20 protein-coding genes and 1 riboswitch are annotated in these 20,075 nt (G+C 70.4%); of the genes, 7 read left to right on the top strand and 13 right to left on the bottom strand.

All coding sequences use genetic code 11. The features are described 5' to 3' along the window. Window positions 1-383: 383 nt before the first annotated feature. Window positions 384-492: riboswitch (TPP riboswitch) on the top strand. Continuing rightward, complete coding sequence (thiC, locus tag HMPREF9336_RS14545) at window positions 487-2,106, top strand: phosphomethylpyrimidine synthase ThiC (protein WP_007468322.1); 1,620 nt, start codon at window positions 487-489, stop codon at window positions 2,104-2,106. It overlaps the preceding riboswitch by 6 nt. A gap of 86 nt (window positions 2,107-2,192) precedes the next feature. After that, the gene (locus HMPREF9336_RS14540) at window positions 2,193-2,684 is read left to right on the top strand and encodes a nitroreductase family deazaflavin-dependent oxidoreductase (protein ID WP_007468320.1); all 492 of its coding nucleotides are present in this window, start codon (window positions 2,193-2,195) and stop codon (window positions 2,682-2,684) included. Window positions 2,685-2,807: 123 nt separating this feature from the next. On the opposite strand, the gene HMPREF9336_RS14535 is transcribed toward HMPREF9336_RS14540, so the two are convergent. Beyond that, entirely contained in the window at window positions 2,808-3,146 is a 339-nt protein-coding gene (locus tag HMPREF9336_RS14535) for a hypothetical protein (protein WP_040585652.1), read from the bottom strand. Here HMPREF9336_RS14535 and HMPREF9336_RS14530 point away from each other — a divergent pair. Further along, a complete protein-coding gene (locus HMPREF9336_RS14530) occupies window positions 3,130-3,543 on the top strand; it encodes a hypothetical protein (RefSeq protein WP_007468316.1) in 414 nt (137 codons plus the stop codon). The genes HMPREF9336_RS14535 and HMPREF9336_RS14530 overlap by 17 nt on opposite strands. Window positions 3,544-3,546: 3 nt before the next feature. On the opposite strand, the gene HMPREF9336_RS14525 is transcribed toward HMPREF9336_RS14530, so the two are convergent. Genes HMPREF9336_RS14525 through HMPREF9336_RS14500 form a run of 6 tightly spaced genes read right to left on the bottom strand, consistent with a single transcriptional unit; the run spans window position 3,547 to window position 10,985 of the window. Beyond that, window positions 3,547-4,488, bottom strand: coding sequence for an AEC family transporter (locus HMPREF9336_RS14525; RefSeq protein ID WP_007468314.1), 942 nt, complete (start codon window positions 4,486-4,488; stop codon window positions 3,547-3,549). Then, the gene (locus HMPREF9336_RS14520; RefSeq protein WP_007468313.1) at window positions 4,485-5,153 is read right to left on the bottom strand and encodes a GntR family transcriptional regulator; all 669 of its coding nucleotides are present in this window, start codon (window positions 5,151-5,153) and stop codon (window positions 4,485-4,487) included. The genes HMPREF9336_RS14525 and HMPREF9336_RS14520 overlap by 4 nt, the downstream gene beginning before the upstream one ends. Before the next feature lie 56 nt (window positions 5,154-5,209). Beyond that, window positions 5,210-6,922: a thiol reductant ABC exporter subunit CydC gene (gene cydC, locus HMPREF9336_RS14515; protein WP_021030766.1), complete on the bottom strand. Its 1,713-nt coding sequence runs from the start codon at window positions 6,920-6,922 to the stop codon at window positions 5,210-5,212. Further along, the gene (locus HMPREF9336_RS14510) at window positions 6,915-8,432 is read right to left on the bottom strand and encodes an ABC transporter ATP-binding protein/permease (protein ID WP_021030765.1); all 1,518 of its coding nucleotides are present in this window, start codon (window positions 8,430-8,432) and stop codon (window positions 6,915-6,917) included. The genes cydC and HMPREF9336_RS14510 overlap by 8 nt, the downstream gene beginning before the upstream one ends. Further along, window positions 8,432-9,517 (bottom strand): cytochrome d ubiquinol oxidase subunit II, encoded by a 1,086-nt coding sequence (gene cydB / locus HMPREF9336_RS14505; protein ID WP_007468310.1) that lies wholly within the window; start codon window positions 9,515-9,517, stop codon window positions 8,432-8,434. The genes HMPREF9336_RS14510 and cydB overlap by 1 nt, the downstream gene beginning before the upstream one ends. 19 nt (window positions 9,518-9,536) lie before the next feature. Continuing rightward, window positions 9,537-10,985: a cytochrome ubiquinol oxidase subunit I gene (locus HMPREF9336_RS14500; protein WP_007468309.1), complete on the bottom strand. Its 1,449-nt coding sequence runs from the start codon at window positions 10,983-10,985 to the stop codon at window positions 9,537-9,539. Window positions 10,986-11,147: 162 nt separating this feature from the next. Between HMPREF9336_RS14500 and thiD the strand changes: the two genes are divergently transcribed. Next, on the top strand, window positions 11,148-11,999 hold the full coding sequence (gene thiD / locus HMPREF9336_RS14495; RefSeq protein WP_007468308.1) for a bifunctional hydroxymethylpyrimidine kinase/phosphomethylpyrimidine kinase: 852 nt from the start codon (window positions 11,148-11,150) through the stop codon (window positions 11,997-11,999). A gap of 144 nt (window positions 12,000-12,143) precedes the next feature. Further along, complete coding sequence (locus HMPREF9336_RS14490) at window positions 12,144-12,758, top strand: Uma2 family endonuclease (protein WP_007468307.1); 615 nt, start codon at window positions 12,144-12,146, stop codon at window positions 12,756-12,758. Here the strand turns inward: HMPREF9336_RS14490 and yaaA are convergent. Beyond that, window positions 12,729-13,472, bottom strand: a complete 744-nt coding sequence (yaaA, locus tag HMPREF9336_RS14485) for a peroxide stress protein YaaA (RefSeq protein ID WP_007468306.1) — start codon at window positions 13,470-13,472, stop codon at window positions 12,729-12,731. The two genes, HMPREF9336_RS14490 and yaaA, sit on opposite strands and share 30 nt — an antisense overlap. A 54-nt stretch (window positions 13,473-13,526) precedes the next feature. Between yaaA and HMPREF9336_RS14480 the strand changes: the two genes are divergently transcribed. Further along, window positions 13,527-14,888, top strand: coding sequence for an ammonium transporter (locus tag HMPREF9336_RS14480; protein WP_156920426.1), 1,362 nt, complete (start codon window positions 13,527-13,529; stop codon window positions 14,886-14,888). A 48-nt stretch (window positions 14,889-14,936) separates the two neighbouring features. Further along, window positions 14,937-15,512, top strand: coding sequence for a TetR/AcrR family transcriptional regulator (locus tag HMPREF9336_RS14475; protein WP_021030763.1), 576 nt, complete (start codon window positions 14,937-14,939; stop codon window positions 15,510-15,512). A 22-nt stretch (window positions 15,513-15,534) separates the two neighbouring features. On the opposite strand, the gene HMPREF9336_RS14470 is transcribed toward HMPREF9336_RS14475, so the two are convergent. The 5 genes from HMPREF9336_RS14470 to thiO form a co-directional block, all read right to left on the bottom strand. Continuing rightward, on the bottom strand, window positions 15,535-16,296 hold the full coding sequence (locus HMPREF9336_RS14470) for an ABC transporter permease (RefSeq protein ID WP_007468301.1): 762 nt from the start codon (window positions 16,294-16,296) through the stop codon (window positions 15,535-15,537). Next, window positions 16,293-17,279, bottom strand: coding sequence for an ABC transporter ATP-binding protein (locus HMPREF9336_RS14465; protein WP_156920425.1), 987 nt, complete (start codon window positions 17,277-17,279; stop codon window positions 16,293-16,295). Before HMPREF9336_RS14465 ends, HMPREF9336_RS14470 begins: the two co-directional genes overlap by 4 nt. 554 nt (window positions 17,280-17,833) lie before the next feature. After that, window positions 17,834-18,604 carry a thiazole synthase gene (gene thiG / locus HMPREF9336_RS14460; RefSeq protein WP_156920424.1) on the bottom strand — a complete coding sequence of 257 codons (771 nt, stop codon included), beginning with the start codon at window positions 18,602-18,604 and terminating at the stop codon, window positions 17,834-17,836. Window positions 18,605-18,721: 117 nt separating this feature from the next. Then, window positions 18,722-18,928 (bottom strand): sulfur carrier protein ThiS, encoded by a 207-nt coding sequence (gene thiS, locus HMPREF9336_RS14455; protein WP_007468295.1) that lies wholly within the window; start codon window positions 18,926-18,928, stop codon window positions 18,722-18,724. Between the two features lie 9 nt (window positions 18,929-18,937). Beyond that, window positions 18,938-20,044, bottom strand: a complete 1,107-nt coding sequence (gene thiO, locus HMPREF9336_RS14450; protein ID WP_021030760.1) for a glycine oxidase ThiO — start codon at window positions 20,042-20,044, stop codon at window positions 18,938-18,940. Between the last annotated feature and the right edge of the window lie 31 nt (window positions 20,045-20,075).

Raw genomic sequence — 20,075 nt, 5'->3', positions numbered from 1 at the left:
CCGGACTTTCAGGGCAGCTCATTCGCGGTTTACGCCTTGCGAGACTGGGACCGGGAAAGCCTACCAGAACTCACGCGCAGGCCGGTGGAGGTTCGACCGCCGCTGAAGAGAAAATCCCTCGGCCCGGTCGCGCGGACCGTCGGGCGCAAGGCCCGCGCGACCGGGCCGCGCCAGGCGGGCTTCCCGCCATGCCGCATCGCAAAGACTTCCCGGCCCAGCTCAGCGCCCTTCCCTGCTGTCGCCGGATCAACGGTCGGTCCGGATGAACGGTTGGCATGCGGACGCCCGCGATCACAACAGGGCCGGGCAGCTCCCGGCTGAGCCCAGCGCCCTGAACGCCCCGGAGCGCTGTAGGCTGGTGTGCGCGGCCGACAGCCCGGCCGCGCACACCGCTCGGGGGCCCGTGGACGCGGGCTGAGAGGGCAGGACGACCTGCCGACCGACTGAACCTGTCCGGTTAACACCGACGTAGGGAGCATTGCAATCATGACTATCGCCCAATCTGCCGAAGCCCTGACCCTCGGTCCCCTTCCCGGCAGTTCCAAGCACTACATGGAGCACGACGGGCTGCGCGTCCCGTTCCGCCGGGTGCACCTCACCAACGGGGAGCAGGTGGACTTGTACGACACCTCCGGCCCGTACACCGAGGACGACCCGCAGATCGACTTGGGCCGGGGCCTGCCGAAGCTGCGCGACCAGTGGTCCCGCCCGGACGGCCCGTTCCGCACCCAGCTCGAGCACGCCCGCGCTGGGGTGCTCACCCCGGAGATGCGCTTCATCGCCGCGCGCGAGGGCGTCGCCGAGGAGCTGGTCCTGCAGGAGGTCGCCGCCGGGCGCGCCGTCATCCCCGCCAACCGCAACCACCCCGAGATCGAACCGATGATCATCGGCAAAGCCTTCCGCGTGAAGATCAACGCGAACATCGGAAACTCGGCCGTCACCTCTTCCATCGCCGAGGAGGTCGAGAAGATGGTGTGGGCCACCCGTTGGGGCGCGGACAACATCATGGACCTCTCCACCGGGGCCGACATCCACGAGACGCGGGAATGGATCCTGCGCAATTCCCCCGTCCCGGTCGGCACCGTCCCGATCTACCAGGCGCTGGAGAAGGTCAACGGCGACCCGGTCAAACTCACCTGGGAGCTCTACCGCGACACGATCGTCGAGCAGTGCGAGCAGGGCGTGGACTACATGACCGTGCACGCCGGGGTGCTGCTGCGCCATGTGCCGCTCACCGCCAAGCGCGTCACCGGCATCGTCTCGAGAGGCGGCTCGATCATGGCGGCCTGGTGCCTCGCGCACCACCGGGAGTCCTTCCTGTACACGCATTTCGAGGAGCTGTGCGAGATCCTGCGCGCCTACGACGTGACGTTCTCGCTCGGCGACGGCCTGCGCCCGGGCTCCATCGCGGACGCGAACGACGCGGCGCAGTTCGCCGAGCTCGCGACGCTCGGCGAACTCACCAAGATCGCCAAATCGCACGGCGTGCAGGTGATGATCGAGGGTCCCGGCCACGTCCCGATGCACAAGATCGTGGAGAACGTGCGGCTGGAGGAGGAACTCTGCGAGGAGGCCCCCTTTTACACCCTCGGGCCGCTTGCCACAGACATCGCGCCCGCCTACGACCACATCACCTCCGCGATCGGGGCCGCGATCATCGCGCAGGCGGGCACGGCGATGCTCTGCTACGTCACGCCGAAGGAGCATTTGGGCCTGCCGAACCGGGACGACGTGAAGGCGGGCGTGATCGCCTACAAGATCGCCGCGCACGCCGCCGACCTCGCCAAGGGCCACCCTAAGGCCCAAGAGCGCGACGACGCGCTCTCGAAAGCGCGGTTCGAGTTCCGCTGGCACGACCAGTTCGCCCTTTCCCTCGACCCGGACACCGCGATGGCCTACCACGACGAGACCCTGCCCGCCGAACCCGCGAAGAAGGCCCATTTCTGCTCGATGTGCGGGCCGAAGTTCTGCTCCATGCGGATCTCCGCCGACATCCGGGAGCAAGCCGCTGCCCAGGAGGCGCTGATCGCCGAGGGCTTCGAGCAGAAGTCCCGCGAGTTCGCGGAGGCGGGCGGCTCGGTGTATCTGCCGATCAGCCCGGCCTAGCACCTCGCTGCGGCCGATGCGGAATATTTCGCCCGGTCGTCGGGTTCCAATGCATTGGCACCCGACGACCGAGCGAAAAGAGAGCCATGCCGGAGAACAGGCCGACCACGTCATTGCCGCTCGATCCCAGCCGGACGATCAGCGACGCGCACGCCGCCCCGGCCTCGGTGCTGGGCGCTATCAACGACAACTTCATCGCGCACTTGCGCGCGAACGGCGGGCGGATCGTCGAGGGACCGCTCACGGGGCAGAACTGGCTGGTGCTGCACGTTGTGGGCGCGAAAACCGGCAAGGAGCGGGCCGTCCCCCTGTTCTACCTCGACCACGAGGAGCGCTGGTACTTGGTCGGCTCGTTCGCGGGCGGGCCGAACGACCCCGCGTGGGCGCACAACCTCCGCGCGAACCCTGCCGCCAGGGTCGAAGTCGGGACCCAGACGCGCGCCGTCACCGCTCGTGAGCTGACCGGCCCCGAACGGGAAGAGGTGTGGGCCGCGCTGCTCGCCCGAGCCCCGTATTTCACCGACTACCAGGCGAAGACGGCTCGGCTGATCCCCCTGTTCGAGCTGGTCCGAGGCTGACTGGCCGACAGTTCAGCCCGGCCCTCGCGCACACGAAGCGACGGCCGGCCCTGCCGGTTTGACGCATCGCGTCCATTTCTTTGTTCGGGCCGATACACGCCGTCTACCTTGGTGACTATATTTTCATCCGACAGGAGAAAAATCCCGACAGGAGAAAAATATGGACGAGCGGTGCAATGCCAAAAACCGGGACGGAACGTTCTGCCGCAATTCCGCGCGCACTTGCCCGCGACACTCCAACCTGGAGCGTTCCATGTCGAAGGCGAAGTGGTATCTCGTCGCCTCGGGGGTCGCGGCGCTCGCGCTCTGCTGCATGATCGGTCTGGCCGCGACAGGAATATCGTCGGTCAAACGTTCACTCTTGCCCAGATCCTCCCACTTGACTGCCACATCCGCCCGGACGACCGCCACGACGAGCTGGCGGCCTCGGCCGACGACCGCCACGGTGACCTCAACAGTCACCAGAACCACCGCCGCCCCGTCGCGAAGCGGCGCGGCCCAGCCCCATTGGGAGGGAGCCTGGTTGCGGAACTACTCCCAAGGCTCGAACGACTGCGCCCAGGTCGACAACTATTTCGTAGTCCAGCCGCATGGGAAAGCAGACACGTACATGCTGCGCGACGGCTGTTTCCCGCGCGCTGTCGCCGAGAGCATCAACAGCCATTGCACGAAGCTCTTCCACGGCACAGTCAAGGGGGTTTGCGCGATATGGGACCCTGACCTGACGTTGAGCGACCCGCGCCGCGTCGGGGACATCGCGGTCGTCGCCCTGACCCAAGCCTGCCTCGACCGCGCGCACCTCCCCGGTTACAGCACGCAGCATCCGGTGCATAAGGACTGCGTTGTGCTCCCCCGGTAGGGGTTATCCGAGCAGCCAGACGATGGCGAACACCACGGGGATCGAGAGCAGCGTGGTGATCAGCGAGGCGTCGCGGGCCAGGCTCTTGCCCCGTCCGTAGCGCACCGCGAGGACGTACACCATGTTCGCGGTCGGCAGGGCGGCGAGCACGGTGGCGGCGAGCACCTCGGGCGCGTCCAGGCCGAAGGCGAATTTCGCGAGCAGGTACGCGGCGAGCGGGTACACGGCGCTCTTGAGCGCGACGACGAGCCAAAGCTCCCGCTTGGCGGACCTCTCCCGGTCGAACGCCGCGTCGCCGACGAAGGACATGCCGAAGACCAGCAGCGCCGAGGGCACGGTCATCGCGCCGACCATGGCGAGGGAGGAGTCCAGGAACGCGGGCCGCGACCAGCCCGCCGCGCTCACGGCCACCCCGCACGCCCCGCCGAGCAGCATCGGGTTCGCGAAGCCCCGCAGCGCGTCCGCGAGGCTCCTCTGCTCGCGCGCGCCCTGCCCCTCTGCCGGGCGGCCGAGGCTGAGCAGCATGATCGCGAACGGCTGGTAGACGACCATCTGGAAGAGCACGAGCGGCGTCACGTACTGCTGCCCGCCCAGGATGAACGTGGCGATCGGGATGCCGAGGTTGGTCGAGTTGGAGTACGAGGCGGCGAGCATGCTGAGCACGCTCGACTGCAGATCCCCGCCCCAAAGCCATCGCGCGACCGCGAAGCACGCCGCCGCGACCACGAGCACCGCCGCCCCCGCCACGAGGATTTCGGGCGAGAAGACCTTGTCCGTCGGGGTCTTCGCCAGCATCTCGAACAGCAACGCCGGGGTGGCGATGTAATAGACGACGCGGGCGAGCACGTCGACGCCGTGTTCGCCGAGCAAACGGAACCGCGCCGCGAGGTAACCGATGCCGACCAGCACGAAAATGACGGCGAAGCCGTCGAGCACGCCGCTCATCGGTCCGTCGCGGCCTTGAGCGTCTCGAAGGCGTTGCGCCGGTGGGCCGCGAAGAGCCCGAACGCCGCCTCGGCGTCCCGCGCGCGCAGCGCGGCGGCGAGCTGGCGGTGCTCGTCGGGCATATGCGCGAGGTAGCCTTCGACGCCCGCCCCCATCCTGCCGAGCATGAACAGATGGACTCGGCCCCGGATCGACTGCCACGCCTCCGCCAGCAGCCGATGCCGGGCCGCGGCGTAGACGGCGTCGTGGAAGGCGATATCGCAGCGGACCATCTCGTGCGCGTCCGAGGCCCGCGCCATCCGTTCCGCCGCTCGCTCCACCGCCTGGAGGCCCTCGTCCGAGGCCCGCGCCACCGCCTGCTCGACCGCGAGCCGCTCCAAGGCCTCGCGCAGGCTGTGCAGTTCCTCCAGGTCCTCGGCGGAGAAGGCCGTGACCGAAGTCCCCCGGTGCCATTCGCCGCGCACCAGCCCCTCGCGCTCCAGCCGCAGCAGCGCCTCGCGCACCGGCCCCCGGCTGACCCCGAGCGCCTCGGCCAGCTCGACCTCGCGCAGCTGCGCCCCCGGCTGGTACACCCCGGAGAACACGGCCTCTCGGATCCGGTCGGCGACCTCGTCCGCGAGTCCTCTGCGACGGGCGGGGCGGATGCGGTCCGCTGTCCTTTCCATGTCGTAATGTTAACATTACGACATGGCCGGGCGGCGGAGAAGGCCCGCCCTGGCCGTCAGCCCAACGGCGGCGGCCATGCGGCGCCCGCGTCCGGGGCGAAATCCAGGGCGCGGCGGCCCGAGACCGCCTCCCGGTGATGCGTCGCGAGGATCACCGTGCGCCCGACCGGGACCAAGCCATGGTCGGGGTCGAGCAGCGCGCGCAACAAGGCTGAGGACGACTCTCTGTCGAGATGCTCGGTCGGCTCGTCCAGGAGCAGGATCGGGGCCCGCGAGAGCAGCGCCCGCGCCAGCAGCAGCCGTCGGCGCTGCCCCGCCGAGACTGCCTCCGCCCCGCCCACCAGCACAGTGTCCACGCCACAGGGAAGCGAACGGGCCCAGTCCGACATGCCCACGGAGGCGAGTGCCCGCTCGACCTCGTCCGCGCTGGCCGAACCATTGGCGACCAGAAGATTCTCTCGGACCGTGGTGGCGAACAGGTGGCCGTCCTCGGGGAAATAGGCGATCTGGCCGGGCAGGAGCGCCGGGTCGTCCGACAGCCCGAGCAGCTCGCCGCCCCTCGGCCGCAAGAGCCCGGCGAGCGTCAAGAGGAGCGTCGTCTTGCCGCTGCCGCTCGGGCCGAGCACCGCGAGCCGGTCTCCGGGTTCGATCTCGAAGCTCCCGAGCCGTCTCTGCCGCCCGCCCGGCCAGCCGATTCGCAGCTCGGCCGCGCGGACGCGCGGCGCGGCGGACGGGACCTGCGGGCGGTCCTGCGCGGGCGCTCCCCCGGTTTCGCCGCCCGCCTCGTCGAGCAGCGCCACCACCCTGGCCGCAGCCGACCGCGACGCGACCAGCCGCTGGGCCGCCTCGGGCAAACCGGAGGCGGCGTCGAACGCGGCGAGCGCCAAAAACACCGCCACCCCGAGCAGCGTGGGGCTCGCCGCCGCCGATCGGACCACGTCGGGGTCGAGGAACACCGCGAGCACGGCGAGCCCGGAGCCGAGCGGCACGCCTGCGGCGGCCCACGCGTGCGATTTGGCCGCGCCATCCCGCGCGGCGACCACCTCGGCCTGCGCTTCGCCGAGCGCGGCCAACGCCTTCGGGAGCTTCCCGGCGACTTGGAGCTCGTCGGCGTGCTCCAGGACTGCGACCGCCTCGGCGGCGTATCTGGTCTGGGCGAGCGCGCCCGCCTCCTCGTCGGCGCGAGCCGCCCGCGCGGACAGCGCGGGGACCACGCCCACCACGAGCACCGCGATCACGAGCAGCGCGACGGCCGCAGCCGGGGCGAAAAGCGCCATCGCCGCGACCGCCGAAGCCGCCGTCACGACGGCGACCGCGATGGGCAGCAGCGCCCGCACCACTGCGTCGCCGACTGCGTCGAGGTCCGCGCCGAGCCGCTCGGCGAGCTCCCCCCGGCGCAGGCCGTACGTCGCGGCGGGGTCCCCCGAGGCCAGCGCCACATACACCCGTTCGCGCGCGCCGACGAGCCCGCCGAGCGCGATCCGGTGCGCGGCCAGGCGGTCGAGATAGCGGAACAGGCCGCGCGAGAGCCCCAGCGCGCGCACCGCGACGATGGCGACCGAGAGAAAGAGCACCGGCGGCATCTGCCACGCGCGCAGGATCAACCAGCCCGAGAGCGCCGTAAGCCCGAGCGCGGACAGATGCGTCGCGACGCCCGTGCCGACCGCCCCGACCACCTGCGCTGGCCGCAGCGAGAGGAGCGCGAGCGCCCGTCGCAGTCCCCCGCGAACCGGCGCGGCCCCCAGCTCCTCTGACTGCTGGTCAGGCATGGGCGACCGCCCGCTCCGCGACGCCAACCCGCACCACATGGTCTGCGGCCTCGACGAGCGCGGCGCGGTGCGAGACCACCACGACCGTCGCCCCGGCCCGCGCCTTCGCCCGCAGCGCGCCGACGACTTCGGCCTCGGCGAGCGCGTCCAAATGCGCCGTTGGCTCGTCGAGCAGGAAGACCCGCGCCGGGGAGTCCAGCGCGCGGGCGAGCGCGACGCGCTGCGCCTCGCCGAGCGAGAGCCCCCCGCCCGTCTGCGACGGCGGCGGAGCCTGCGGAACCCAGCGGACCTGCCCCCACCACCAGGCCGGATCGAGCTCGCCGATCGGCACGTCGCCGAGCAGCGCCTCCCCTTCGTCGGGGACGACCAGCCCGAGCAGCACGCGCAACGCCGTGGACTTGCCGCTCCCGTTCGCGCCGACCAGCGCGGTGATCTCGCCGGGGCGCAGGACGGCTCCGAGTCCCTGCGGGGCGCTCCCGTCCCGGCCCGAGACGGTGACCGAGCGCAACTGCAGCGCGGCGGCCGCGTCACCGACCCGATTCCCTCTCGGCCGGGCGGGCAGCTGGTCCAACAGCTCGAACGTCTTCGCGCACGCGGCCACGCCGTCCTGCGCCGCGTGGAACTGCGCGCCCATCGCGCGGATCGGCAGATACGCCTCCGGGGCGAGGACGAGCGCCGCGAGCCCGGCGAAAAGCCCCATCTCTCCGTACACCAGCCGGAGCCCGACCTCGACCGCGACCAGCGCGACGCAGAATGTCGTGAGCAGCTCCAGCACGAGCCCGGAGAGGAACGCCGTGCGCAACGTGGCCATGCTCGCCCGGTAGTGCGCGCGCCCGAGCTCGCGGACCCGTCGGGCTGGCGCGAACTCTCTGCCCAGCGCGCGCAGCGTCGCAAGCCCCGCGATCACGTCCATGAGCTCGGCGGACAATCGCGACAGCGCGTCGAGGCGCTTGGCCGAGCGCCCCTCGCTGTACCTGCCGACGAGGATCATGAACAACACCACGAGCGGAATCCCGCAGGCGACGACGACCCCCGAAAGCGGGTCGAGGACGGCGACGGCGACGACAGCCACCGGCGTGACCGTCGCGGAGAGCACCAACGCGGGCAGGTACCCCGTGAGGTACGCGCGGATCCCGTCGATCTCCCTCGTCGCGAGCGTCGCGGCGAGGCCCCGGTGCTCCATGGCGACGCGCTGGTCGGCCCCGGCCATCCGGACCAACAGCTGGTTCTGCAGCTCGGCCACAGCTCGCGGGGCCGCCCGGTGCTTGTACCTTGCGTGGAGCCAGGCGATCGCGCCGCGCGCGGCGAACACCGAGGCGAGCAGCCCGAGGAGCGGGCCGAAGCCGCCGGGCCGCTCCGGCGAGACCGCGCGCTCGACGAGCGCCGAGACCAGGACCGCCGAAGCGACGACGCAGCCCGCCGTCGCGAGCCCCATCGCGCCGGTGAGCACCAGGTACCGGCGCGCCGAGCGGCTCGCTCCGGCCAAACGCGGGTCGAACGGCGCGGGCATCAGCGATCCCCGGCGTTCCCGTCCGGCTCGCCGGCCTTGCCCGGCGCGGGCAGGCGCGGGCTCAGGCCGATGGACGGCGGGATCTGCGCGGCGGAAATGCGCTTGCGGAACACCCAGTAGCTCCAGCCCTGGTAGACGAGCACGAACGGCGCGGTCCCGAGCGCCGCCCAGGCCATGACTTTGAGCGTGTACGGGCTCGAGGCTGCGGACTCGATGGTGACGCTGCGTTCGGGATACGGCAAGGAAGCGACGAGGTTCGGGTAGAGCGACCCGAAGAACAGCACGGCGAGCGCGAGCACCGAGGCCCCGGTGAGCGCGAACGCCCAGCCCTCGCGCACGAGGCGGACGGCGAGCGCCGCTGCCAGGAGCGCGGCCGAAGACAGGATGGCCGCGTAGAACGGCAATTGCATATCGCGTCCCTGTTCGCCGAGCGCCCAGCTGACCGTCCAGCCGAGCAGGAGGACCACAGGCGCCGCCCCCGCGACGAGGCCGACGGCGAGGCGGCGGGCCGCCACCCGGATCTCGCCCTCTGTCTTGAGCGCCACGAACACCGCGCCGTGCAGCAGGAACAGCAAGCATGTCGCCGCCCCGCCCAGCAGGGCGACGGGCCGCAACAAAACCGGCAGCCCGCCGGTCACGTACCCGTTCTCGTCCAGCGGCACCCCGACGGCGATGTCGGTGAAGGCGATGCCCCAGAGGATCGCGGGCAGCCAGGAGCCAAGGCCGATCCCGACATCGCACCACCTGCGCCAGCGCGGATCCTCGATCTTGCCGCGCCATTCGATGGAGACCACCCGGACGATCAGCCCGAACAGGATCAGCAGCAGCGGCAGGTAGAATCCGGAGAAGAGCGTGGCGTACCACTGCGGGAACGCCGCGAACATGGCGCCCGCGCCGGTGATCACCCAGACCTCGTTGCCGTCCCACACCGGCCCGATGGTGTTAAGCAGCACGCGCCGTTTCACCTCGTCGGAGCGGCCGAGGATCGGCATGAGCATGCCGACGCCGAAGTCGAAGCCCTCCAAGAGGAAGTACCCGCCGAAGAAAACGGCGACCAGCAAGAACCAGAAATGCGGCAGATCCATGGCTTTTCTCCTTGTCCGCTCAGTAGGCGAAGCTCAGCGGCTTGGCCTCGTCGTCCTCGTCCGCTTCGGCGCGCGCCCCCGGCGGATGCGCGTCATGTTCGAGCGGACCCTCGACCACGTAGCGCCGCATGAGCCCGAACCACACCGCCGCGAGGAACCCGTACAGCAGGGTGAAGCCGATCAGCGACGCGGCGACTGCGCCGACGGCGTGCCCGGAGACCGCCTGCTGCACCGTCAGATGGATCTCCTTCACCCCCGTCGGGTTCGGGGCCACCGCCCAAGGCTGGCGGCCCATCTCGGTGAACACCCAGCCCGCGCTGTTCGCGAGGAAGGGCGTCGGGAGCGCCCACAGGGCGAGCCTGCGGAACCACCCCTGGCGCGGCGTCCGACCGCCCCTGGTGAGCCAGAGCCCGGCGGCGGCGAGCGCCGCCGAGCCGAGCGCCCAGCCGATCATCGCGCGGAACGCCCAGTAGGCGACGAAGAGGTTCGGCCGGTAGTTGCCCGGCCCGTATTTCTCGACGCCAGCTCGCTGCAGATCCTCCACGCCTTCCAGCGTGACCCCGGTGAACTGGTCTTTCGCGAGGAACGGGAGCACATACGGCACTTCGATGATGCGGCTGATCGAGGCGCAGTTGTTGTGGGTGCCGGTGGTCAGGATCGAGAAATCGGGGTCGGTCTCGGTCTGGCACAACGACTCCGCGGAGGCCATCTTCATCGGCTGCTGTTGGAACATGAGCTTGCCTTGGACGTCCCCGGTGATCGCCACCGCTCCGCCCGCCGCCACCATCACCCAGAGCGCGAGCCGGACGACGGGCCGGAACATCTCCGAGACGTCGGCTTTCTCTTTCACCAGCCACCACGACCCGATCCCCGCGACGAAGGTGCCCGCCGTGAGGAACGCCCCGGCGATGGTGTGCGGGAACGCGGCGAGGGTCGTGTTATTCGTGAGCAGCTCCCAGATGCTGGTGAGCTCGGCGCGGCGTTTCTCGGGGTTGTAGCGGACGCCGACCGGGTGCTGCATGAACGAGTTCGCGGCGATGATGAAATACGCCGACGCGTTGGTGCCGATCGCGACCATCCAGATGCAGGCGAGGTGCGCGCGGCGCGGCAGGCGGTCCCAGCCGAAGATCCACAGGCCCAAGAACGTGGACTCCATGAAGAAGGCGACGATCCCCTCCAACGCCAGCGGCGCTCCGAACACATCGCCGATGAACCGCGAGTATTCGCTCCAGTTGAGCCCGAACTGGAACTCCTGCACGATCCCGGTCGCCACGCCGAGGGCGAAGTTGATGAGGAAGAGCTTGCCGAAGAACTTCGTCATCCGGTACCAGCGCTCGTCGCCCGTGACGTGCCAGACCGTCTGCATCAGCGCGATGAGCGGGGCAAGGCCGATGGTGAGCGGGACCAGCAAGAAGTGATAGACCGTGGTGATTCCGAACTGCCATCGGGCGATGTCGAGCGCGGTCATAACTGCTCCTCAAGATCGGGCTGCGGGCGTGCCCCGAGCACGGACACGCCCGACTCCCACTGTAGTTGCCGCCGCAACGGTTACTACTACAGTAAGTAGTAGTTCTCATCCTATCCCTCCCCACGCCGCCGCGCGGGGGCGGCCTCGTGTTTTCATGAAGGCGTGACCCTCCCCTCTTCCGCACCAGGGCAGCTCGAGCCAGGGCAGACCCCGCCCAAAGTGCTCACCATCGCCGGCTCGGACTCCGGCGGCGGCGCGGGCATCCAGGCCGACCTGCGCACCTTCGCGCTCGCGGGATGCCACGGCATGACCGCTGTGACGGCGGTGACCGTGCAGAACACCCTCGGGGTGAGCGGATTCCACGAAGTCCCCCCGGAGACGGTCGCCGCGCAGATCCGCGTGGTCGCCAGCGACATCGGCGTGCAGGCCGCGAAAACAGGGATGCTGGCCTCGGCCCCGATCGTCTCGGCGGTCGCCGCCGCCTGCGCGGAGGTCGGGATCGGCGGCGACGGCGGCGTGCCGTTCGTCGTGGACCCCGTGTGCGCGTCCATGCACGGCGATCCGCTGCTCAAACCCGAAGCCCTGGACGTGATCCGCGCCGAGATCTTCCCGCTCGCGACCGTGGTCACCCCCAACCTCGACGAGGTCCGCCTGCTGGTCGGGATCGAAGTCACAGACCGCCCGAGCGCCGAAGAGGCCGCGCGCAGGCTCGTCGGCCTCGGCGCGCGCTGGGCGCTGGTGACCGGCGGGCACCTGCGCTCGGCCCCGGAGAGCGTCGACATCCTCTACGACGGGCGCTCCTTCTTCGAGTTCGCCAAGCCCCGCATTCCGACCGGCAACGACCACGGCGGCGGCGACACCCTCGCCTCCTCCATGACCTGCGCGCTGGCGCGCGGGGCGAGCGTGCCCGAAGCGGTCGCCTTCGCGAAAGACTGGGTGACCGAGTCGCTGCGCTGGTCCTACAACTTGGGCGCGGGGCACGGCCCGGTCAACCCGCTGTGGCGGCTGGGGTGAAGAACCTGATTTCTCGATCTTTATCGTTTCAAAAACGTCCATAGTCAAACGGAGAGCGCGCAAATCAGCGACGCTCCTTTACATATGACACTGGACAATGTCAAGTAAAATCTGACACTGGACAATGTCAAGTAAAATCGTTTTATGACGCAGGCACTGACCGCAGATCTCGCGGCGCCGAAATACCGGTGGACTCCGGAGCGATTCGTGCGCGCCTGGGAGGCCGGGGTGTTCGACGGCGAGCGGGTGGAGCTTTTGGACGGGGAGGTGGTGCCCGTGCAGATCGGGCCGTGGCACGCAGAAACGACAATGCTGGCCGTCGAGCTGCTCCCCGGCCGCGAAGGCGGAACCGTGAAGAGCAATGCGACGCTCCCTTCGGGTTCGTCGTTGCCCGACCCTGACATCTGGGTTCGTCGTGCTGACGCGAAGACAAAGAAGCACCACAGCAAGCTCCTCGCGAGCTGGGATCCTGCCGACGTGCTACTCGTCATCGAAGTCTCCAACACGACGCGAGCGATCGACCTCGGATTCAAGGCGCAGCTCTACGGCTCGTCGGGCTACCCCGAATACTGGGTGGTCACCCCTGAGAAGGTGTACGCGCACCGCGAGCCCTACGCCACCGGCTACCGTACTCGTGTGGAATACACCCCCGGCCAGCAGATCCCCGTCCCCTACGCTCCGGGCCAGACGGTGGACGTGGGCGAGCTGCTCAGCGTCGAGGCCGACGGCTCAGGTGACGATCACGAGCTCGGTCGCTGACGGGGTCTCCACTCGCAGTCCCGCCTTCCGGGCCACCGCGGCCACGCCTTTCAGATCCGTCGGTTCCGCGCGCGTTGTCGCCAAAGCCCTGGCCAGAAGGCCCTTGTGGTGCTTGTTGAAATGGCTCACAACGCTGCGCGAGCCGTCCGCGCGCTCGGTCACCACCGTCGCGGTGATCGCGCCGGAGACCTTGCCCAGCTGCTGGTAACCCCCCGAGCGCAGATCCACCACGAGGCCGAGCCCGGCGTTCGCGAGCGCGGGCTCGAGCACGGGCTTCCAATGCGCGGCGAGCGTGCCGAAGCCGGGGAGCTTGGAGCCCGCCGAGAGCCGGTAGCCTGGAATCCCGTCGCCCGCGCCGACCACGCCGAACAGCGCCGACCCCACGGCCAAGCGCGCGTCCGCTTTGGCCCGCTGCGCCTTGGTGAACGAGGCCACGTCGAGCGCGTCGTAGAGGACTCCGGTGTATCGGGCGAGCGCGGGACGCGTCGGGCTCGACCAGAGCGAGGCGTTCACCTGCGCCAGCTCCTCCGCCTGCGCCTCGCTGATCCCCAGCGCTTTGGCAGTGGCCGCAGCGTCCGTCGCAAGGCTCACCAGCGCGTCGAAGAGTGCCCGCCGCGCCTCGGTCAGCTCGGGCAGCCACAGCGCGTCGGGGTCGACCGGCGGGCCGTCCCCGCCGGAAGCCTTGGTCTCGGAGGGCGGCAGCAGAATGAGCACGGGGTCCGACCTTAGCGGACAGCCGCCACCCGCTTCGCGCATGTGATGGCCTTCATGGAAAAATTCCGCAAAGCCAGCGCGTTGAAGGAGCCGCTTTTGAACAATCCTCCCCCAGCCCTCGACGGGGCCGACACCGCGTGGGTGCTCGCCAGCGCGGCGCTCGTCATCCTCATGACGCCGGGACTGGCGTTCTTCTACGGCGGCATGGTCCGCGCGAAAAACGTGCTGAACATGATGATGATGTGCCTCGCGGCCATCCCCGTGGTCTGGGTGCTGTGGATGGCGTTCGGCTACTCGGCGGGCTTCGGCGAGGACCTCGGCGGCGGCCTGCTCGGCGACCCGACGCAGTTCGCGGGCCTGCGCGGGCTCTTCGCGGGCCCGGACGCCCCGGCCCCCGTGGTCGGGACGGTTCCGGCGCTCGTCTTCGTGGTGTTCCAAGCGGGGTTCGCGATGGTGACCGTCGCCCTCATCGCGGGGGCCGTCGCCGACCGCATGCGCTTCACCTCGTGGATCGTCTTCGCCGCGCTGTGGTCCGCATTGGTGTACTTCCCCGTCGCGCACTGGGTGTTCTCCCCGGACGGGCTGACCGCCGCGCACGGGGGTTGGATCGTCAACCGGCTCAAAGCGCTCGACTTCGCGGGCGGCACGGCGGTGGAGATCAACTCCGGAGTCTCGGGGTTGGCGCTGGCGCTGGTGCTCGGCAAACGGCGGGGCTGGCCGAAAGACCCGATGCGCCCTCACAACCTGCCCGCCGTCATGCTCGGCGCTGGCCTGTTGTGGTTCGGCTGGTTCGGCTTCAACGCGGGATCCTCGCTCAAAGCGGACGGAGTCGCGGCGCTCGCGTTCGCGAACACTCTGGCCGCCGGGGCCGTCTCCCTCGCGAGCTGGCTGGTCGTCGAGCGGATCCGCCACGGCAAGCCCACCTCCTTCGGCGCGGCCTCGGGAGCCGTCGCGGGCCTGGTGGCGATCACCCCGTCCTGCGCGTACGTCACCCCGGTCGGGGCGCTGGCCATCGGGGCCGTCGCGGGCGTTGCCAGCTCGATCGCCATCGAATGGAAATACCGCCTCGGCTACGACGACTCGCTCGACGTCGTCGGCGTGCACCTGGTCAGCGGGCTGGTCGGCACGCTCATGATCGGCCTGGTGGCCAGCAAGGCCGCAGGCGCGAGCCCGGCGGACGGGCTCTTCTACGGCGGCGGGTTCGACCAGCTGTGGCGACAAGCCCTCGCCGCTCTCGCCGTGCTCGCCTATGCCCTGGTGGTCACCACGCTCGTCGGCCTCGCGCTCAAATTCGTCCTCGGCCTGCGCGCCCATCCGCAGGGCGAGGCCGAAGGCCTTGACGAGACCGAGCACGCGGAGTCCGCTTACGACTTCGCGGTGGCCCGAGGCGGGCGGGTCTCCGGCGGCGATTCCTGATCCGCGAGGCCTTGTCACGGCCCGAAAAGCCGAGTACCGTACGCGTGTATGGATAGCCAATACGAGCAGATCGTCGCCGCCATGGTCGCCCTGCTGGCGGGTGGCGGCTTCGAGGCGGTCAGCGTGCGGCACGTCGCCGCCCGCGCCGGCGTGTCCATCGGCTCGGTGCAGCACCACTTCCCCACCAAAGACCTGATGCTCGAAGCCGCCACCGACCGGCTCGGCGCGGCGTTCATGGAGCGGCTGCACGCCGCGCTCGCGGGCGCGGGCGCTCCCGAAGACCGGCTCCGCGCCGCCGTGCTCGCCCTCGTCAACCCCGACCCCGCGCATGGCCAGCTCTCCGTGCTCTGGACCCTGCGCATGGCCCGCGCCGCCGTGCACGAGCCCACCGCCCGGCGGCATCGCTACGACCGGGGCCGGGTGGAGAGGCTCGTCGCCGGGCTCATCGCCGAGGCCCGCCCGTCGCTCGACGAAGCGCAGACGGGAGACCGGGCGGCGACGTTGCTCGCGCTCGCCGACGGCTTGGCCTGCGCGATCGTGGTCGAGCCCGCCCGTATGCCCGCCGAGCGGGCCGTGACGCTCGTCGACTCCGCACTGCGGGTCGCGCTCGACAGCGAGCCATGACGAGCGCCGTGTTCTTGTCCCCTCAGGGGTCCCGGCGCAGCGTGGCGACGGAACCGGCCCCGAAAACCGCCAGCGACCAGGCCGCGAACACGAAGAACGAAACCGAAGGCGAGTACTCCGTGAGCGCGGAGGAGCCCCGGCCCGAGACGAATTCCCCGAAACTCGTGAACGGCAGAAGCGCTTGCGGGATGCGCGCTGCATGGTTGCTGACGCCGATGACCAAAGTCTGCACGAGGGTTTCGAGGACGAGCATCCACACCACGAGCAACGTGATCGCCCCGGCGCTATGCCGGATGAGGTTGCCGACGCCGATGGCGAAGAACGTGCCGAAGAAGACGGCCGCCGGAGCCGTCCAGAGCAGACGGAGGTCTCCGGAGAAGCCGAGCCCGGCCGCGGTCGGCCGCGCGAGCGCCCCCGCGACGAGCACCCCGGCCGAGGCGGAGAGGAATCCGACGACCGCGCCGACGGCCCCGACCACCAGAGCCTTCGCGGTGATCGCCCACAGCCGGTCGGGTACCGCGAGGAAGGTGGTGCGCAATGTGCCCGCGCGCCATTCCCCTGTCACCGCGACCGTCGCCGTCACCAGCAGCAGGATCAGGCCCGGCCCAGGCACCGCGCTCGTCATCCCCGCCAGACCGCTGAGCGCTTCGGCGTTGCTCGGCGAGTACCCCGCCGCGGCCACTAAAGCGGCCAGCCCCACGGCGAGCAGCACGACCAAGAGATAGCTCACCCTCGTGCTGCGGACCGAGGCGAGTTTGATCCATTCGGCTTTGAGCGCGTTCACGAAGCCGCCCCTTCCTGCGCGGATTCGCTCGGCGCGCTGGGCAGCGCGTGGCTGTGGTACTCCACCGCGCTCTCGGTCAGTTTCAAATACGCCTCCTCCAGCGACGCCCGCTGCGCGGTCAGCTCGTGGAGCACGAAGCCGTGCCGGGCCGCGAGCTCGCCGACGTCCGCGCTCGTCGCGTCGTGCACGACCAGCTCGCCCTCGTCCCCCGGCTCGACTCGGTGGCCGAGCCGCACAAGCTCGGCGGACAGGGCTTCTGCCTGCGGGCTGCGCACCCGCACCACATCGTCGGTGGCCCGGTCGATGAACTCCTCGACCGAGCAGTCGGCGATGAGCATGCCCCTGCCGATGACGACCAGATGATCGGCGGTGAGCGCCATCTCGGCCAAGAGGTGGCTGGAGACGAGCACGGTGGCCCCGCGTCTGGCCAGCTCCTTGATGAGCGAGCGGATCCAGCTCACCCCCTCCGGGTCCAGCCCGTTGACCGGCTCGTCGAAGAGCAGCACGTCGGGCTCGCCCAAAAGGGCCGCCGCCACGCCGACCCGCTGCGACATGCCGAGGGAAAGCTGCCGCGCGGGGAGCTTGGCGACCGAGGCGAGTCCCACCAGGTCGAGCACTTCGGCCACCCGGCTGGCGGGGACGCCCCCTGCCGCCGCGATCCATCGGAGGTGATCGGCCACGCTGCGGCTCGGATACGCCCATTTCGCGTCGAGGAGCGCGCCCACCGTCTTTAACGGGTGCGTCAGGAGGCGGTAGGGCTTGCCGAAGATCGTGGCGCTCCCCTCGTTCGGGGCGTCGAGCCCCACGATCATCCGCAACGTGGTGGATTTGCCCGCGCCGTTCGGGCCGAGGAAGCCGGTCACCTGGCCGGGTTTGAGGGCGAACGAAAGGCCCGCGACCGCGGTCCGGGAGCCGAAACGTTTGGTCAAACCCCGGACCTCCACTGGCGGCGAGGTCTCGGCGGGCTTCGCTGGGTCTGTCACGGGACAAATCTTAAAGGCTGCAACGCGCGCGGGCCCCCGAAGCTCGTCGACGCTTTGCCTGACCGGCGATCAGCCGCTCGACTCGATTTCATGATGCGCGCCACAGCGCTGGACCAGGCACGCGATTTGTTGACCCCGGTTTCGTTGTGCGGCGCGGCGGTGCGCCACAAGGCCCTCCCGACACGCTCTCCCGCGCCTGCGGGAACCTCTCATACGCGCGATGACAAGCAGAGCGTTCGTCTGGCCGCACGAGCGACGGCTCCGTCCGCCGCTCTTGTTCGCCGCCGCCTCGGCGGGCGGACAACGCCGAGGCGCTGCGCCTGCACGACGCGGACAAATTCCTCGACGTGCGCCCCGCTCCGGGCGATTTCGCTCAGCCCCTCTCAAATCTCCGCCGCCCCGAAGGTCCGGCGGTCGGGCTCGGCCTCGCCCGACCTATGCCGGGGGAAGCAGCGGAACGGCGCTCGGAGGCGAGCTGGGCCCCGTCCGGGCCGCCGAGGCGACAGCGCGCCCGAGGCTTCCAGCACTACGTCACCGCGACGAAGCCGTGACGCTCATCCGTCCAGCTCCGGCGAGCTCGGTTGCGCCCAGAACCGTTTCGGGATCCGTCCGGCCAGATGGCAGAGCCTGCCCGCCTTGACCGCCGCCGCCATCGCCTCGGCCATGCGCACCGGGTCTTTCGCCCGGTTCACCGCAGTCGCGAGCAGCACGCCGGAACAGCCGAGCTCCATCGCGCGCGCCGCGTCGCTGGCCGAGCCGACCCCTGCGTCGAGGATGACCGGAACCTGCGCCCGCGAGACGATCATCTCGATATTATGGGGGTTGAGCACGCCGAGGCCCGTTCCGATGGGCGCGCCGAGCGGCATGACCGCCGCGCAGCCGAGGTCTTCGAGCCTACGCGCGAGCACAGGGTCGTCGTTCGTGTACGCCAAGACGGTGAACCCGTCGTCCACCAGCGCCTCGGCAGCGGCGAGCAGCTCCACCGGGTCCGGGAGCAGCGTGTGGTCGTCGGCGACCACCTCGAGCTTCACCCAGCTCTCGCCGAGCGCTTCCCTGGCGAGTTTCGCCGTGAGCACCGCGGTGGCCGCGTCCTTGCAGCCCGCCGTGTTCGGCAGCGCCGCGACCTTGAGCCGTTCGAGCACGTCGAGCACGCCGGAGCCGGGCGCAACCCCGGCCCGGCGGATCGAAACCGTGGTGAGCTCGGTCCCCGAGGCCCGCAACGCCTCTTCGAGCACCCCGAGCGACGGAGCCCCGCCCGCGCCCATGATGAGCCGGGATCCGAAGGAACGCCCTGCGATGACCAAAGGATCTTCAGCGTGCGTCACAAAACCCCCAGCGATCCTGGCGGACGAGATGCAACCCGGCACGAAAGGCGCAGGTCGCCTCGCAGGTGCGCGAGCGACCGGCAACGCAGCAGATCGCCGCCAGGGCGCCGGGTTGCCTTACCCACCGGGGACCGCCGTCAGAATCTCGACGACCGCGCCGGGCCGTAGCGGCTGGTCCCATTCGCCGCGTGGGGCCACCACGCCGTTCACCGCGACCGCGATGCCCTTTGGCGAGAGCCCGAGCGCCGCGAGGAGGTCTGCGATCACCGCCCCTTCCGGGAAAGCGCGCTCCTCCCCGTTCACAGTGATGAGGATGTCGCCCATGGATCCAGGTTACCGAACCGAGAAGCGGGCCGGGTCCATCGCTCGCAGCGCCTCCTCCTCCGGCCCGCCGACCTGCTCGTTCTCCAGGAGCGCGACTGCGAGGTCGGCGGTGAGCGGCGCGAGCAGCATGCCGTCCCTGCCGTGGCCGGTCGCGACGAGGCAACGCCCGACGGCTTCCGGCCCCGCCCAGCCAAGGACCGGGCAACGGTCCGGGGTGACCGGGCGGAATCCCGCAGAAGCCTCGACGAAATCGTAGTCCGCGAGGCCGGGGAAAATCGAGGTCGCGTCCGAAAGCAGCTCGAAAACGGACTGTGCCGCCACCGCAGCCCGCTCGTCCCCCTCCAACTCGGTCGCTCCGACCACCACGCCGTCCCGGCGCGGCACGAGGTACACGTGTCGGCCCCGGACCAAAGCGCGGATCGTCCGTTGCGGAGCCCCGACCGTCCTCGGCGAAGCCGCGAGCCGCAGGATCTCCCCCTTCACCGGCCGCACCGGCAGCCCCGGCAGCAAGGCGGGCGTTCCCGCGCCCGCCGCGACGACGACGCAGTCCGCCCCCGACCGGGGCAGTTCGGGCAGGCTGTGCGCCACAAGCTGCGCCCCGGCGCTGCGCGCGGCTTCGGCGAGCGCGGCCAGCAGCGCCCGGTTGTCCGCGGCGGGCTCCTCGGGCAGGAACCAGCCGCCGCGCGCGTCGGCAGCCAGCCCCGGCTCGATCTGCCGGAGCTCGGCCCGCGTGCGCCGTTGCCAATCGAGCCCGACGCTTCGGGCGAACTCGAATCCCGGGTCGAGCGCCTGCAAGTCCGAGGCAGTCGCGCCGACCACGATGGTCTCCCGCGCCGCGAAGACCCCGTCCGGCGCGAACCCGGCGAGCTCGTCGGCGAACCCCGGCCACCGCTCCAAGCTGCGCATCCCGAGCCGCAGCAACGCAGCGTGCCCCGGCCACGCCTCGGAGAACGGCGCGAGCATGCCGCCCGCCACCCAGGAGGCCGAAGCCCCTTGCCGAAGCACGCCGTCGAGTCTCGGGTCGAATAATCGGACCGACCAGCCGCGCTGGGCGGCGCGCCACGCGATCGAGAGGCCGATCACCCCTGCTCCGAGAACGTCGAGGGTGCGGGCCATAGCCTTCGAGCCTACCCGCTGGCCCGGTCGG

Origin of the sequence: Segniliparus rugosus ATCC BAA-974 (genome assembly GCF_000185725.2) — a bacterium.
Taxonomy (GTDB): domain Bacteria; phylum Actinomycetota; class Actinomycetes; order Mycobacteriales; family Mycobacteriaceae; genus Segniliparus; species Segniliparus rugosus.
This window is presented reverse-complemented; position numbering and strand designations above follow the sequence as displayed.